We start from the raw sequence: 13047 nt of genomic DNA, 5'->3' as shown, positions 1-13047 counted from the left end.
ACAATGATTGAATTTTATTTTGTAGTGATTGCGATGAGTTTGATGTTAATGAGCCTACTCTTTGAAATCGAAAGGCCAGAAGTAATCCTCGCTTCCACGCTGATGGTATTTGTCTTAACAGGCATCATTACACCTGCTGAAGCGATTTCTGGCTTTTCGAATGAAGGGATGCTGACAATTGGGCTGTTGTTTATTGTCGCCGGGACAATCCAAAAAAGCGGCATTGTCGATCGTGCTCTTCAACGTTTACTTAAAGGCGCAACGTCCAATCATCACATTATGGCGAGACTGCTCCCTCCGATATCGCTCCTTTCTGGCTTCGTGAACAACACCCCGATCGTGATTGCGGCGACGCCGATGGTGAAGAAATGGTGTGAGGATAAAGGCATTTCTCCGTCTAAATTTCTCATCCCACTCTCCTATGCCACCATTCTCGGTGGCACGATTACGCTAATCGGAACGTCAACGAACCTCGTTGTTCACGGACTTTTAATTGAAAATGGGCATAAGGGGCTGTCCTTTTTTCAGTTAAGTGCTGTCGGAATTCCAATTACGCTTATCGGGCTTGGGTATTTGATTTTCTGTAGCTCGGCGCTATTGCCAGATCGCAAGGTGAACGTGATTACGGAATCAGAGGCATTAAGAGAATTCACTGGCGAGGTACTGGTGACTCGTGACTTTCCTTACTTAAATCAGACGGTAAAAAACGCAAAGCTTCGGAGTTTAAAAGGGCTGTATCTTGTTAGCATATTGCGAGACAACACGGCGATCGCACCAGTCTCAAGCACAACGCTCTTGCATGAGGGTGATCTTCTTCTTTTTACAGGTGATATCTCAACGATTACCGAACTTCAACGCGTAAAAGGACTCGAGCTTCAAAGCAGTTCAGGCTCTCATTTCCCTGAAGATCACCGACTTATCGAGGCGGTTGTCACGCATCATTCTTCGCTTCTTTTTAAGAAAATTAAAGACACCGATTTTAGAAGCCAACACCAGGCCGCTGTTATCGCGGTGCATCGTCAGAACCATCGATTGAAAGCCAAAATTGGTGACATTATCCTGAAGCCTGGCGACATTCTTTTAATGATTGTAGGAGACGAGTTTAGTAAAAAGAAGCGTTCAGCTGATTTTTATTCGATTACACTCCTTGATGAGAAGTTGGTAACGCCGAAGCAAATCAAGAAGGGCTGGTTAGCGATTGGCTTATTAGCTGTGATGATTGGGCTTGTGACGAGCGGGATCTTATCGATGTTAACGGCGATGGCTATTACAACGCTGCTCCTTTTTCTCTTTAAGTTCGTATCGCCTGGCGAAATTCAAAATCAAATCCAATGGCACGTCCTCCTTATGATTGCTTGCTCATTTGGAATTGGGTTAGCTCTAACAAATTCAGGAGTGGCCACGTCGATCGCCCATTTTCTTATGAATCTTGCGAGTCCGTATGGCCTGATCGCGGTGCTTCTAAGCGTATATCTTCTAACGAACATTTTCACAGAAATGATGACAAATAGCGCAGCAGCGGTCTTAATGTTTCCGATTGTTGTGGAGGTTGGAAAAACGATGCAGATCGATCTATTGCCACTCGCGATTATTGTTGCCATCTCTGCATCGTCGAGCTTTATGACACCAATCGGGTATCAAACAAATTTGATTGTCTATGGCGCGGGCGGGTATCGATTTAAGGATTTTATTAAAATTGGCGCTCCACTGACAGTCATTGTGATGATTGTAACGGTTATTACTGTTCGGTTTATGTGGTTCTAGCTTAGTCGAATGAGGTAGGAGGTGTTAAGTGGTGGAAGAGAATCATTTAACGTGGCATGAAGGAAAAGTGACGAAGCATGACCGCGAGACGTTAAAGAAACATAAGGGCGCAGTGCTCTGGTTTACTGGACTTTCCGGTTCAGGGAAATCAACCATTTCGGTCGAGCTTGAAAAAGTGTTGCACGGGTTGAATGTTCATACGTATCGGTTAGACGGCGATAATGTGCGGCACGGGTTGAATCGTGATCTTGGATTCGCTGATAAAGATCGGGTTGAGAACATCCGTAGAATCGGGGAAGTGTCTCGGTTATTTGTGGATGCTGGGATCGTGACTCTGACGGCGTTTATTTCTCCGTTTCAGCGCGATCGAGAGATGGTGAGGTCCCTTTTCCAGGATGGCGAGTTTATTGAAATTTACGTGAAAGCAAGTCTTGAAGCGTGTGAAGCGCGTGATCCGAAAGGACTTTATAAGAAAGTGCGGAATGGCGAGATTAGTCAGTTTACCGGCATTGACTCTCCATACGAAGCGCCTGCTTCAGCTCAGATTGTGGTTGATACGGAGAAGCAAACCGTTGTGGAAGCGGTGGAGATGATCGTTGGGTATTTGAAGGTGAATGGGTATTTGGAGTAGGTCTTTAGGAGGGGGTATAAAGAAGGGGGTCAGACCCCTGTCTGACCCCCTTCTTCTTTTTCTCAATAATAGGATGCGTACAAACAGGGTAACTTATCTGTAAGTAGACCTATTAAAGGAGGAACTTACATTGATTATGAAGCTTGTGAACATAGCTGCATTCATCTATTTACTTATTGCATCGTTCGTTTTTGCTGGCGATATGGGTGGGAGCGATGAAGCCTTTATCGCACCTTCTGGATTTACGTTCTCCATCTGGTTTTTAATCTATTTGTTAATTTTAATCTCGCTTGTAAGGCAATTTACGGCTGATGAACGAGATCGAGCGCTTTATAAGAAGATCTCATTTTTGTTTTCATCAAGCATGTTGCTCTCAGGTACATCAGTGCTAGTTGGCACCACTGCTTCACTCCTCTTTATCGCAGGTTCGTTAATTACACTGTCTGTGCTTTACGCACTAATTACGAAAAACCCTGACCGCTCTTCTTTCTTTATTATTCCTTTCTCCTTCTACCTCGCCTGGACATCGATCGCAACGATTGTGGATGCCTTTATCGTTGCAAATGCAAATGGCGTGGATTTGATATTTGGATTGAACGAACTCGGTTGGACCATCATTATGCTGATTATCGGAGGCGGACTTGCGGTTTACTTTAGTCTCTATAATGATGATTTAATCTATCCCTTCGTTTTTCTATGGGGTTACTTCGGCATCTTTGTGAAAGATGACAAACCTGTGCAAGTAACCTACACGCTGAGTATTGTGATGATTGGGCTCGGAGTGTTTATTATGTGGAAGGTGTATCGTGAGGTTCGTGGGAGAAGGATGCGGGCTGAGACTGTTTGATTGTGCAGTGATGGGGGTCAGGCTCGTGCCTGACCCCTCTCACCACTTAAATGCAGAAAACCGCTGCCCTATAAGGGTTTAATGAACACTAACCGTATAAGATGTTGAGAAAAAGTGTCCGCCAATGGTGGACACTTTTTGTTGTTTTGTCTTTTAGTGGGGTCAGGCACGCGCCTGACCCCACTCTTTTTTAATTCTCTTTTTTTCGCTCCGACCCCCACCATAGAGCCTTTTATACTACTCCCACACAAACTCTCAACTAATCAAATTAATCCGCTTTCACTTGTAAAAAAATCGTAATAATTGACATTTTATAGCCTCTATTTTCGCTTAAACCCTTAGCCCTCATAGAAAGTTTTATTACAAAAGTGATCCACCCTGTCCAAAAGATGGAAAAGTAATGCTTCTTTTTACCAATTACCGTTTTGGTGACGTTTCATCCTATTCATAACGAGGTATATTCCGTTTAATTCACTGCCCAAGCAACTGAGAAAAAACGGGTCTAAAGACTTAAGACACACAATTAGGAACAGATTGGAGTGAAAGTGATGAGTATTCAAAAAAGTTCGGATAGCTCGAGTCTTGCGGAAGTCATTGATCGAATTTTGGATAAAGGAATTGTGATTGACGCTTTTGCGAGAGTTTCTCTCGTGGGAATTGAAATTCTTACCATTGAAGCTCGCGTGGTTATTGCAAGTGTGGATACGTGGTTACGCTATGCGGAAGCTGTTGGGCTTCTCCGTGATGAGGTTGAAGAAGATGGTTTATCGAAACAAGATAACGAACGAGCACCACAGTTCAGTGTTTAACGTTACTTCTATATTTTTAACAGAGATGAGGGTGAATCATGGCTGAAATCAAAGATAAAAACACAAGCAGCAAGATCCTTTCGCAACCAGCGGAAGGCGATACACAAACACAGGGTAACAGCGGGGATCGGCCTTCTGTTAATTACGCGATTCTCGGAGGCGTAGTTGGTGCAGGGATAGGTCTTTTATCGAGTCCCGGCGCTAGCAAAAAGGTTGTTGATAGCATCGGGAAGTCTGAAGCAGTTCGAAACGCTGGGCAGGAGATTAGAAGAACTGCTCAGGAATTCATTACGGAACAGGCTCTTATTACGTTAAGGCAGACAGCTACCGGTTATATGAGCAAATACGAAGGACGTTTGGCTCCAAGGAAGAAAAACGAAGAAGCGCAGGAAACGGAACAACCTTCTTCCCATTCAAACGAAGAAATCGAAGAAATTAAGGAAGAGAATAAGAACTTAAACGAACGACTGGATCGTATTGAAAACATGTTGTCGAGTCTTGTGGATTCAAAGTGATCAGCATTCAGCTTTCCTTAAAGGAGGGATTGGATGAGTAATCCGGGTAAGAAAATCGCCAAGAAGGTCATGGAACATGCACCTGAACCTGTGAAAGATAAGGTGAAGGAAAAAGTGAAAGAAAAAGTAGTCGATGATTTTCGGGATAATGTTCAAGACGGGATTCAATCGAAAGTAACGGAAGCTTCTGAGAAGTTGGAGCGGACGAAAAAAGAGAATGCCGATCAGGTTCACTCGAAAGCAGAAGATGCGAAAGAGAAAGTTCAGGACGTTCTCTTGTCCGTCCGTGAAAAACTAGGCAATGCGAAGGAAGCTGGCGAAGAGTTCCAAGAAAAAGTGTCTTCATCCAACAAAAGTCGAACGAAGATCAAAGGTGTTACCGATATTAAGAGTTCGATGGACATTAAGAGCTCGACTCAAATTAAACGTTCTGAAAATATTAAATCATCAAAAAACATTAAGAGCATGACTTCTTAATTCGAAAGGAGAATGAACATGGCTATTCAAAAAAGTTCAGATAGTTCAAGTTTAGCGGAGGTTATTGACCGAATTCTTGATAAGGGGATCGTCATTGACGCGTTTGCTCGCGTATCTGTTGTCGGAATTGAAATTCTGACAATTGAAGCTAGAGTCGTAATCGCGAGTGTTGATACTTGGTTACGTTATGCCGAGGCCGTTGGTTTGCTTCGTGATGACGTTCAGGAAGAAGGACTTGCGAACCAAACGAATGAACGAAATGCACAGTTTAGTATTTAAGCACAAAACTAGGTAGCGAGGTGGCTCTAGGGCCATCTCCCCTACTTTAAGATGGAGGTCCCTATGGAAATTAAAGAGATCATGAATAATGTAGCTGATTTTTTCAATAATCATATCGCTCCTCTCCACAAGATTACCTCAGTTGAAGTGAATGAAAATGAAGGCTGGCGTGTCATTGCGGAGGTTATTGAGGAGAAGGAATATATGAAGAAGTATGCAAAAGATGAAATGCTCGGGACGTATGAAGTCCTTTTAAATAACGATAAAGAAGTAACGTCTTTCTCAAGAAAAGATATTCGTTACCGAAGTGCGATTGGGCAGGAAATGTAGGAAGAGCGGGAGGTTAGTGATGTGACGGTTCTAACGAACAGAAGTAAGAACAATCGAGAGCTCATACAGGACGATGAAACGAAAGAACTGCTCTCTCGTTCTCTTCAATACCTGAAATCAGGTTATCCTGTCCATTTTATTGGTCCTTCTGGAGCTGGGAAAACCTCTCTCGCACTTGCGTTAGCGAAGAAAAGAAAGCGTCCGGTTATGCTGATGCATGGAAATCATGAATTAAATAACAAGGATTTAATTGGTGATTTCACGGGCTATACAAGCAAGAAAGTGGTCGATCAATATGTACGATCTGTTTATAAGAAGGACGAAAGTGTAACTGAAACGTGGCGAGATGGACGATTGTTAGAAGCAGTCAAAAACGGCTATACGCTTGTTTACGATGAATTCACTCGTTCGAAGCCAACGACGAATAATCTTTTCCTTTCGATTTTGGAAGAAGGTGTTCTTCCGCTCTACGGATCTAAATTAACGGAGCCGTTTATCAGGGTTCATCCAGCTTTTTCAATCATTTTCACAAGCAATCCTGCCGAATATGCTGGTGTTTATCAAACGCAGGATGCGTTATTAGATCGCTTGATTACAATCCATGTGGATTACAAAGACAGTGAGCGAGAAATGCTAATCGTTTCTGAGAAAGCAAACTTGGTGCTGAGTGAAGCGCGGGCTATTACAAACCTGATCTCGGAAATGCGTGATCATTGTAACGGCGGCGGCCCTAGTTTACGCGCCTCTCTCATGATTGCAAGGCTCGCTATTGAATCAGATATTCCCATAGACGGTAAAGATTCTGAATTTCAACGTCTATGTCTCGATATAATTGCACACAGCGTCAGTCAATGCATTGACGATGAGAATCCGATCAGAAAAGCAGAAGAATTAATTATAGATGCATGTGAAAACATGAAAGTCTACGAAGAGTAAAGGAGTGCTCAGCATGAGTCAAAACGAAGAAATGGGTATTTATATCTTTTGTGCCATCCAAACAAATGAAGATGATCAGTTTGGAACAATCGAACTTGAAGATGAGGAAAGAGAACTTTTCACGATTCGATATAAGGATGCAGCGATGGTTGCAGCCGAAGTTCCGATGAAAATCTATCACCCTAACAAAAAGAACCTATTAACGCACCAGGAAGCCGTTTCCTTCGTAATGGGTCAGAAAGATACTGTCATTCCAATCAGTTTCGGGAATACGTTCAAATCCCGTGACGATGTGAAGGTTCTTCTAGAAAATCTCTATCCGCAGTTCGAGAAGCTATTTCCTAATATTAAAGGAAAAATCGAAGTTGGTCTGAAGGTTATTGGCAAGAAAGAATGGCTGGAATCGATGGTGAATGAGAACCCAGAAGTCGAGAAGATGGCCGCGTCTGTTAAAGGGAAATCACAAGCAGCAGGCTATTATGAACGCATTCAACTCGGAGGTTTGGCTCAAAAGTTCTTCGCTTCCCTTCAAAAGGATATTAAAGAGGAAATTTACGCTCCGCTTGAGGAAACATCTGAGGCAGCGAAAACCAATGATCCGCTCGGAGAGAAAATGTTACTAAACGCAGCTTTTCTTATTGATCGCGAAAATGAAGAGAAGTTCGATCAGCTCGTGAATGAGGCTCATGATAAATGGAAAGACAAAGTGGATTTCAGCTACACCGGTCCATGGCCTGCCTATAATTTCGTTAACATTCACTTAAAGGTCGAAGAAGCCTAATGATTCACAAACTGGTTACCGCGCCTTTTGATTTAGTCATAAAAGTCGGTGAGAAAATAAAAGAAGAGGCAGATAAAGAATTATTTGATCTTCCTACCATTCAACAGAAATTAATTCAGCTTCAAATGATGTATGAGCTTGGCGAGATTCCTGAAGAAGCCTATACGGAGAAAGAAGAAGAACTGCTCATCCGTTATGAAATCGCGAAACGACGAGAGTTAGAGCAATGGGAAGAACTTACGAAAAAGGATGGAAGGTGAACACATGAGTAATCTCCTCTATTTATACGGTTTAGTTCCTAGTCATGAGGCTACTACTACTCCCCTCCCTTCTATTAAAGGGTTCGATCACGATAGCGTCATTTATTCTATATCTCTTAACGACGTAACAGCCTATGTTTGTGAACTAGATTCCGATTACTATTCTGAAGAAACGATTAGCGACAAGATTAATAACGATATGGAATGGCTTCAGGAAAAGGCTTTTCATCATCACGAAACCGTCCAGCAGCTAGCCAAACAGTATACAATCGTGCCGTTAAAATTCTGCACGTTATATAAAAGTGAAGACAGCTTAAAACACACAATTGAGAGCAATAAAGAAAAGCTGAAAGAAACATTCAAGATGTTGGAAGGCAATGAAGAATGGAATCTCAAAATCTACTGCAATGATGAACAGCTTAAGAAAAAAGTGAGTGAAAGCAATGCTTCAATTGAAGCGAAGAGGCAGGAAATAAGTCAGTTACCTCCTGGAAGACAATTTTTTGAGAAGAAAAAGATTGATGAGCTAATCAATCAGGAGTTAGAGAATGAAAAGAATCTCTTTTGTGAAGAAATCCATGAAAAGTTAAAAAAGATCTCTCTGTTTGGGAGTATTAAGAAAAATTGGAGCAAAGACGTGACGGGACGGAAAGAAAAAATGGCTTGGAATAGCGTCTTCCTCCTTCCTACTCCTAATGTCGAGGAGTTTATCGAGGAAATTAAGCTCGATGAAGAAACCTACGGAATTGATGGATGGGATTTTGAAGTGTCAGGTCCATGGCCAGCTTATCATTTTTCTAGTTTTACTTAATAAAGCGAGGATGAAGATCCATGACAGTCAGAGAGTCTATTGAAAACAAAGACATCGCCCTTATCGATATATTGGATGTCATTCTCGATAAAGGTGTTGCCATCAAAGCCGATTTAATTATCTCCATTGCAAACGTTGATCTCGTCTATTTGGATTTACGCGTATTGATTTCGTCAGTCGAAACCTTGGTACAACATAAGCAAGGAACTCGCCATACACTTCAATCCAATCAATTCGACAAAGAAAGGGAGGCATTGATCAATGCAACTGGCCAACCAGACAAATGGCAGAATTAATATTGACCCTGACAAAGCTGAACAGGGATTAGCACAGCTTGTTCTGACTGTTGTTGAGCTTTTGAGACAAATCGTCGAACGCCACGCCATGAGACGTGTTGAAGGCGGTACACTATCAGACGAACAAGTTGAGAACCTTGGTGTTGCGTTAATGAATCTAGAAGAAAAGATGGAAGAATTAAAAGATGTTTTTGGGCTTGATGCTGAGGATTTAAATATTGATCTTGGACCACTCGGGAGCTTACTTTAATTCGGCCGAGCCAGAGGAGGCGTTTGGATGGCTGTTGAACATCAGGTTCAATCAAATACCATTGTAGATGTGTTAGAAAAAGTGCTTGATAAAGGTGTTGTCATAGCAGGCGATATTACCGTTGGCATAGCAGACGTCGAGCTTCTCACCATTAAAATCCGTCTAATTGTCGCGTCTGTCGACAAAGCAAAAGAAATTGGGATGGACTGGTGGGAAAATGACCCATATCTTAGTTCGAAAGCTGCAGATAACAAAACAGCAGCGCTCGAGCAAGAAAACAAGCAACTACAAGAACGATTAAATTCAGTTGAGAAAATGTTAGAAAACAATCGCCTTAACATGGCAGAAAAATAATAACTGGAGGGATTTAAAATGACAGAGCAAAACACGACGGTAGAGAACCAAACAGAGGAAAAGAATTCGACGAATGAAAGCACGAATCAAACAAAATCCGGCATGAACGGTCCATTAACAAGAACGGTTACCGGTAGTATTCTTGGCGCGACGGTTGGTTACCTTGCCACTCCTGAAAACGGGAAAAAGCTGATCGCCAAAATCGATCAGGAGAAACTCAAAAGTAAAGGGAAAGACTTCGGTAATTCCATCAAAACGTCAACTGCTAATCTATTTAAAAGGGACAAGCAACAGGAATCTGAAGCTGCCAATGAAACGGAACTTGAGACCGCTGCAAGCTCGCAGAATGCTACCGCAGATCCAGAGGTTGAAGACGATCAAGAGCAAGACTACGATTCACTTCAACAGGAAAACGAAGAACTAAAAAGTCGTCTCGAGCAAATTGAAGATAAAATCGATCGACTGACTCGCGCTTTCGAAGCAAGTACTGATGAGGATGAGGACGAAGAAGAGCCTACTTCCTCTCGCGCCAAGAAAAAAACGACTAGAAATGAAAACGAAGAAGAAAGTGAAGATGAGGACGATGATGATGAGCAGGTCTCTTCTTCAAAGAAAAAGAAACAAAGTTCGAAAGCTTCAGAGCCAACGAATGAGGATGACGATGAAGACGAAGAAAACCTAGAATTGAAAGATAATGAATCGAGTGATGAAGAAGATACTGAAGATGAGAACGAAGACGACGATGATAGTGAGCCGAAGAACACTAACAAGAAGAAACGTCGTACAACTCGCAAAAACGCTTCTAAGAAAAACGACAATACGAATACAGAAGACGAAAAGGAGAAAGTCACAACTCTATCTAGTAACGATGACACATCTTCTTAAGTAGATCGATTAGAAAGGAGAAGTGAAAATGAGCTTTGAATCAACTACCCAAAAAGATAGTATTCTAGAATTTTTCACACAAGCATCCAATAAACACGACTTTTCCCTAGATATCACATTAAATATCAACGGTGCCATCGTCACAGGAACAACCGTCTCCGCAAAAGAATATTTCGATACGCTGAGCGATTCCATTGGCGCTGGGAACGATGTTGCTGAGAAGCTAAGTGAACAATTCGCAAATGCTGGCCAGGCATTGGAAGACAATAACGGTGCTGAAACGAATTATATCCATTTAAAAAACACAAAAGTGTACGTAGGAGATAATAAGCCCACTCCTTCAAAGGGAAAAATTCTATGGCGAGGTAAGATCAGTGAGATTGATGGGTTTTTTCTTGGGAGAATAAGTGATTCGAAATAGGTAGTTAGGGCGGTGAGTGGGGGTCAGGAGGTGAGCGGGGTCAGGTGCGAGTCTGACCCCCTCACTACGTTTTAACCTTCAAACCCTTGGTATATATGGTCTCGAGGAGTTTATATGCATATGATAAAGTGCAAAAGTGTCCGCCTGTGGTGGACACTTTTGTTTGTTTTGTCTTTTGGTGGGATCAGGCACGTGCCTGACCCCCGTTATTATCAATCCACATAGACCGAAACAGATCCGCCATTCACATGGAATTCTCCCCATCCGTCGTTATTGATCTTAACGGAGTTGGATTTGTTTCCTGTTATGTCATTCCACGTTTCGCCAGCGTTTTGAACGCCAACGTACATCCACTTCGATCCACCAGGTCCGTCTGTAATAAGTGTGGCTAGGCCAGAGTTTACATGTGATGCGTCGCCTTCTCTTGTCCAGCCGATAATGTCCTGGTGATTTAAATAATCGTGCTGCGTTCCATAAGCAAAGGATTTTCTTGCTTCAAGCAATGGATCGAGCTTTGCCTGTTGAGCTGGGATTTCATATGATGAGCTCCCTTTTGTTCCATAGTAATCACCGTAGAATACGCTTGGATAACCCTGCCCTCTTGTTAAGATGAACGCATAGGCGAGCGGCTTAAACCATGATTGCACTGTAGACTCAAGTGCTTGTCCTGGCTGCGAATCGTGGTTATCGACGATTGTAACGGCTTTACTTGGATTCGACCCCATTACTGTCCCGTTAAGGAGATTCCTCATGTCATAAGACCCACTGCTCGTTGATGCTTGATGGAAATTGTAATGAAGCGGCACGTCGAACACCGATTGGGTGTAATTTGTTTTTTGAAGGTAATCGTTAATCGCGCCAAGGTCATTTTTCCAGTACTCCGCAACTGTGAACATTTCTTTTCCTGTATCCTGTCGAACGGATGTAATCCAATCGCTGAGATAAGAATGCTTAATGTGCTTCACGGCATCAAGTCGGAAGCCATCGAGGTTCAACTCGTTCGCATACCAAGTGCCCCACTTTTTCATCTCACTTGCAACTTCCGGATGTTCAAAGTCGAGATCGGCATACATCAAGTAATCGTAGTTGCCATTTTCAGATGAGACAGTCCAATCCCACGCTTTACCTGTTCCTTTGAACTGATAAATTCGCTTCAGACTACGTGACTGATCCCAGTCCGTTCCGTCAAAGTGATACCATTTCCAATCAAAGCTCGAGTATGTATCTCCTCTTCCTGGAAAATTAAAACCTGTCCACGCCTCAATCTGGTACTCTCCTGAGACAACTTGATTGCGATTGCTGCTGTTCACTTCAACCGCTGTTACAGTTTCCGTGTAATCCGCTCCACCTTTATGATTCATAACAACATCACCATAGACGTCGATGTTCTTTTGATGAAGCGACGTTATTGCATTTTTCAGCTGACTCTTTGTCCCATATTTCGTCCGGACTGTGCCTTTCTGATTAAACTCACCTAAATCATACAAATCATAGGCTCCGTACCCAACATCATTCTGCTGCGTGCCTTTATGAGCAGGTGGAATCCAAACCGACGTTACGCCAATATCTTTCAGATGCTGCGCGTCACTGTTCAGACGGTTCCAATGCGCACCATCATTCGGCAAGTACCACTCAAAATATTGCATCATCGTTCCATTTGTTGAAGCAGCCTCGGCAGTCATTCCCGGACCAAACATAGGTAGTAACATGACAGTTGCAACGATCAACGATAACAGTCTTCTTCCCTTTTTCAAAAAAGCCCTCCCCTGATTTCAATATGTGAAAGCGTTTGCATTTTTAAGTTTACGTGTGCAACTTGTGCATCTCAATCGACTTTCATCACATATTAGGGGGTGACTTTTGTCTTGTTATGAACACTAAACTGAATTGTCAGGTGTATAGACTTAGTTTAAAAGTCACGGTTATATTGTCTATTAAACTAAAGGATTGTGGTCGACCAGCCTATTTATTTTTCTAAACAGGCTGAATCTTTCTCCTTTATTAAAATCGTATCGAGTAAATCAGATAGGCTACCGGTGCACCTAGTCACGTTCGTTGTATAGTAAAAAGTAGTTGATTCTGATGCTGCCGGAAAGTCTCCTTCTGAGTACAGGTAAACCGGAATTGAGAGGCCGAGAGCGATGCCCATTTCAATATGAGTCCCCTTGCCACCTGGGAGAAGAACGACTAAAAAGTCAGCATTTCTTACAGCTTTTAGTTCGTTTTCTCCAATATCCTCAAGCTCTTCTTCAGTTGATGCCCTTACGTTCTTAGTCCAATCATACGTTTGAGTGTATCCCTCTTTCTTTAATTGCTCGCTAAACTGCTGTACTTTTGCTTTGTTTTGAAAGCCTGATGCGACGTAGAATTTCATGATTGTTACTCCTTTTTTGGTTTACTA

19 protein-coding genes are annotated in these 13047 nt (G+C 42.5%); 17 read left to right on the top strand and 2 right to left on the bottom strand.

From position 1 onward, the window contains the following. The first annotated feature begins 3 nt into the window (after window positions 1–3). From AB986_RS12220 to gvpU, 17 genes are all read left to right on the top strand, one after another. Window positions 4–1764: an SLC13 family permease gene (locus AB986_RS12220; protein WP_048311419.1), complete on the top strand. Its 1761-nt coding sequence runs from the start codon at window positions 4–6 to the stop codon at window positions 1762–1764. A 28-nt stretch (window positions 1765–1792) separates the two neighbouring features. Next, window positions 1793–2395 (top strand): adenylyl-sulfate kinase, encoded by a 603-nt coding sequence (gene cysC, locus AB986_RS12215; RefSeq protein WP_048311418.1) that lies wholly within the window; start codon window positions 1793–1795, stop codon window positions 2393–2395. A gap of 130 nt (window positions 2396–2525) precedes the next feature. After that, a complete protein-coding gene (locus AB986_RS12210) occupies window positions 2526–3242 on the top strand; it encodes a hypothetical protein (protein WP_048311417.1) in 717 nt (238 codons plus the stop codon). Window positions 3243–3790: 548 nt separating this feature from the next. Further along, window positions 3791–4051, top strand: a complete 261-nt coding sequence (gene gvpJ, locus AB986_RS12205; RefSeq protein WP_048311416.1) for a gas vesicle protein GvpJ — start codon at window positions 3791–3793, stop codon at window positions 4049–4051. A gap of 38 nt (window positions 4052–4089) precedes the next feature. Continuing rightward, window positions 4090–4566: a GvpT/GvpP family gas vesicle accessory protein gene (gene gvpT, locus AB986_RS12200; protein ID WP_236690374.1), complete on the top strand. Its 477-nt coding sequence runs from the start codon at window positions 4090–4092 to the stop codon at window positions 4564–4566. 33 nt (window positions 4567–4599) lie between these two features. Further along, entirely contained in the window at window positions 4600–5043 is a 444-nt protein-coding gene (gene gvpQ / locus AB986_RS12195) for a gas vesicle protein GvpQ (RefSeq protein ID WP_048311415.1), read from the top strand. Between the two features lie 18 nt (window positions 5044–5061). Next, entirely contained in the window at window positions 5062–5322 is a 261-nt protein-coding gene (gene gvpJ / locus AB986_RS12190) for a gas vesicle protein GvpJ (protein ID WP_048311414.1), read from the top strand. A gap of 63 nt (window positions 5323–5385) precedes the next feature. Further along, window positions 5386–5652, top strand: coding sequence for a gas vesicle protein GvpO (gene gvpO / locus AB986_RS12185; protein WP_048311413.1), 267 nt, complete (start codon window positions 5386–5388; stop codon window positions 5650–5652). A 21-nt stretch (window positions 5653–5673) separates the two neighbouring features. Continuing rightward, window positions 5674–6588 (top strand): gas vesicle protein GvpN, encoded by a 915-nt coding sequence (gene gvpN / locus AB986_RS12180; RefSeq protein WP_048311412.1) that lies wholly within the window; start codon window positions 5674–5676, stop codon window positions 6586–6588. A gap of 13 nt (window positions 6589–6601) precedes the next feature. Next, window positions 6602–7369, top strand: coding sequence for a GvpL/GvpF family gas vesicle protein (locus tag AB986_RS12175; RefSeq protein ID WP_048311411.1), 768 nt, complete (start codon window positions 6602–6604; stop codon window positions 7367–7369). Then, the gene (locus AB986_RS12170) at window positions 7369–7629 is read left to right on the top strand and encodes a gas vesicle protein GvpG (protein WP_048311410.1); all 261 of its coding nucleotides are present in this window, start codon (window positions 7369–7371) and stop codon (window positions 7627–7629) included. The genes AB986_RS12175 and AB986_RS12170 overlap by 1 nt, the downstream gene beginning before the upstream one ends. Before the next feature lie 4 nt (window positions 7630–7633). Then, entirely contained in the window at window positions 7634–8440 is an 807-nt protein-coding gene (locus tag AB986_RS12165; protein WP_048312838.1) for a GvpL/GvpF family gas vesicle protein, read from the top strand. A 20-nt stretch (window positions 8441–8460) separates the two neighbouring features. Further along, on the top strand, window positions 8461–8736 hold the full coding sequence (locus AB986_RS12160; protein WP_048311409.1) for a gas vesicle protein: 276 nt from the start codon (window positions 8461–8463) through the stop codon (window positions 8734–8736). Beyond that, a complete protein-coding gene (locus AB986_RS12155; protein ID WP_048311408.1) occupies window positions 8702–8986 on the top strand; it encodes a gas vesicle protein K in 285 nt (94 codons plus the stop codon). Before AB986_RS12160 ends, AB986_RS12155 begins: the two co-directional genes overlap by 35 nt. 27 nt (window positions 8987–9013) lie before the next feature. Then, window positions 9014–9340: a gas vesicle protein gene (locus tag AB986_RS12150; RefSeq protein WP_048311407.1), complete on the top strand. Its 327-nt coding sequence runs from the start codon at window positions 9014–9016 to the stop codon at window positions 9338–9340. An 18-nt stretch (window positions 9341–9358) separates the two neighbouring features. Beyond that, window positions 9359–10225, top strand: a complete 867-nt coding sequence (gvpT, locus tag AB986_RS22635) for a YtxH domain-containing protein (protein ID WP_048311406.1) — start codon at window positions 9359–9361, stop codon at window positions 10223–10225. 28 nt (window positions 10226–10253) lie between these two features. Further along, complete coding sequence (gene gvpU, locus AB986_RS12140) at window positions 10254–10646, top strand: gas vesicle accessory protein GvpU (protein WP_048311405.1); 393 nt, start codon at window positions 10254–10256, stop codon at window positions 10644–10646. 212 nt (window positions 10647–10858) lie between these two features. Here gvpU and amyS read toward each other — a convergent pair whose 3' ends face one another. Both amyS and AB986_RS12130 read right to left on the bottom strand, forming a co-directional pair. Then, on the bottom strand, window positions 10859–12382 hold the full coding sequence (amyS, locus tag AB986_RS12135; protein ID WP_407921926.1) for an alpha-amylase: 1524 nt from the start codon (window positions 12380–12382) through the stop codon (window positions 10859–10861). 230 nt (window positions 12383–12612) lie between these two features. Continuing rightward, window positions 12613–13020: a nucleoside 2-deoxyribosyltransferase gene (locus AB986_RS12130; protein ID WP_048311404.1), complete on the bottom strand. Its 408-nt coding sequence runs from the start codon at window positions 13018–13020 to the stop codon at window positions 12613–12615. Between the last annotated feature and the right edge of the window lie 27 nt (window positions 13021–13047).

This window comes from Guptibacillus hwajinpoensis, from assembly GCF_001039475.1.
Taxonomy (GTDB): Bacteria; Bacillota; Bacilli; order Bacillales; family Guptibacillaceae; genus Guptibacillus; species Guptibacillus hwajinpoensis.
The sequence above is the reverse complement of the archived record's forward strand: the minus strand, read 5'-3'. Positions and strand labels throughout refer to the sequence as shown.

Coding starts and splice junctions, on each gene's coding strand:
- AB986_RS12220 (WP_048311419.1), top strand. CDS start 4: ATGATTGAATTTTATTTTGTAGTGATTGCGATGAGTTTGATGTTAATG.
- gvpJ (WP_048311416.1), top strand. CDS start 3,791: ATGAGTATTCAAAAAAGTTCGGATAGCTCGAGTCTTGCGGAAGTCATT.
- gvpT (WP_236690374.1), top strand. CDS start 4,090: ATGGCTGAAATCAAAGATAAAAACACAAGCAGCAAGATCCTTTCGCAA.
- gvpQ (WP_048311415.1), top strand. CDS start 4,600: ATGAGTAATCCGGGTAAGAAAATCGCCAAGAAGGTCATGGAACATGCA.
- gvpJ (WP_048311414.1), top strand. CDS start 5,062: ATGGCTATTCAAAAAAGTTCAGATAGTTCAAGTTTAGCGGAGGTTATT.
- gvpO (WP_048311413.1), top strand. CDS start 5,386: ATGGAAATTAAAGAGATCATGAATAATGTAGCTGATTTTTTCAATAAT.
- AB986_RS12175 (WP_048311411.1), top strand. CDS start 6,602: ATGAGTCAAAACGAAGAAATGGGTATTTATATCTTTTGTGCCATCCAA.
- AB986_RS12170 (WP_048311410.1), top strand. CDS start 7,369: ATGATTCACAAACTGGTTACCGCGCCTTTTGATTTAGTCATAAAAGTC.
- AB986_RS12165 (WP_048312838.1), top strand. CDS start 7,634: ATGAGTAATCTCCTCTATTTATACGGTTTAGTTCCTAGTCATGAGGCT.
- AB986_RS12160 (WP_048311409.1), top strand. CDS start 8,461: ATGACAGTCAGAGAGTCTATTGAAAACAAAGACATCGCCCTTATCGAT.
- AB986_RS12155 (WP_048311408.1), top strand. CDS start 8,702: ATGCAACTGGCCAACCAGACAAATGGCAGAATTAATATTGACCCTGAC.
- AB986_RS12150 (WP_048311407.1), top strand. CDS start 9,014: ATGGCTGTTGAACATCAGGTTCAATCAAATACCATTGTAGATGTGTTA.
- gvpT (WP_048311406.1), top strand. CDS start 9,359: ATGACAGAGCAAAACACGACGGTAGAGAACCAAACAGAGGAAAAGAAT.
- gvpU (WP_048311405.1), top strand. CDS start 10,254: ATGAGCTTTGAATCAACTACCCAAAAAGATAGTATTCTAGAATTTTTC.
- AB986_RS12130 (WP_048311404.1), bottom strand. CDS start 13,020: ATGAAATTCTACGTCGCATCAGGCTTTCAAAACAAAGCAAAAGTACAG.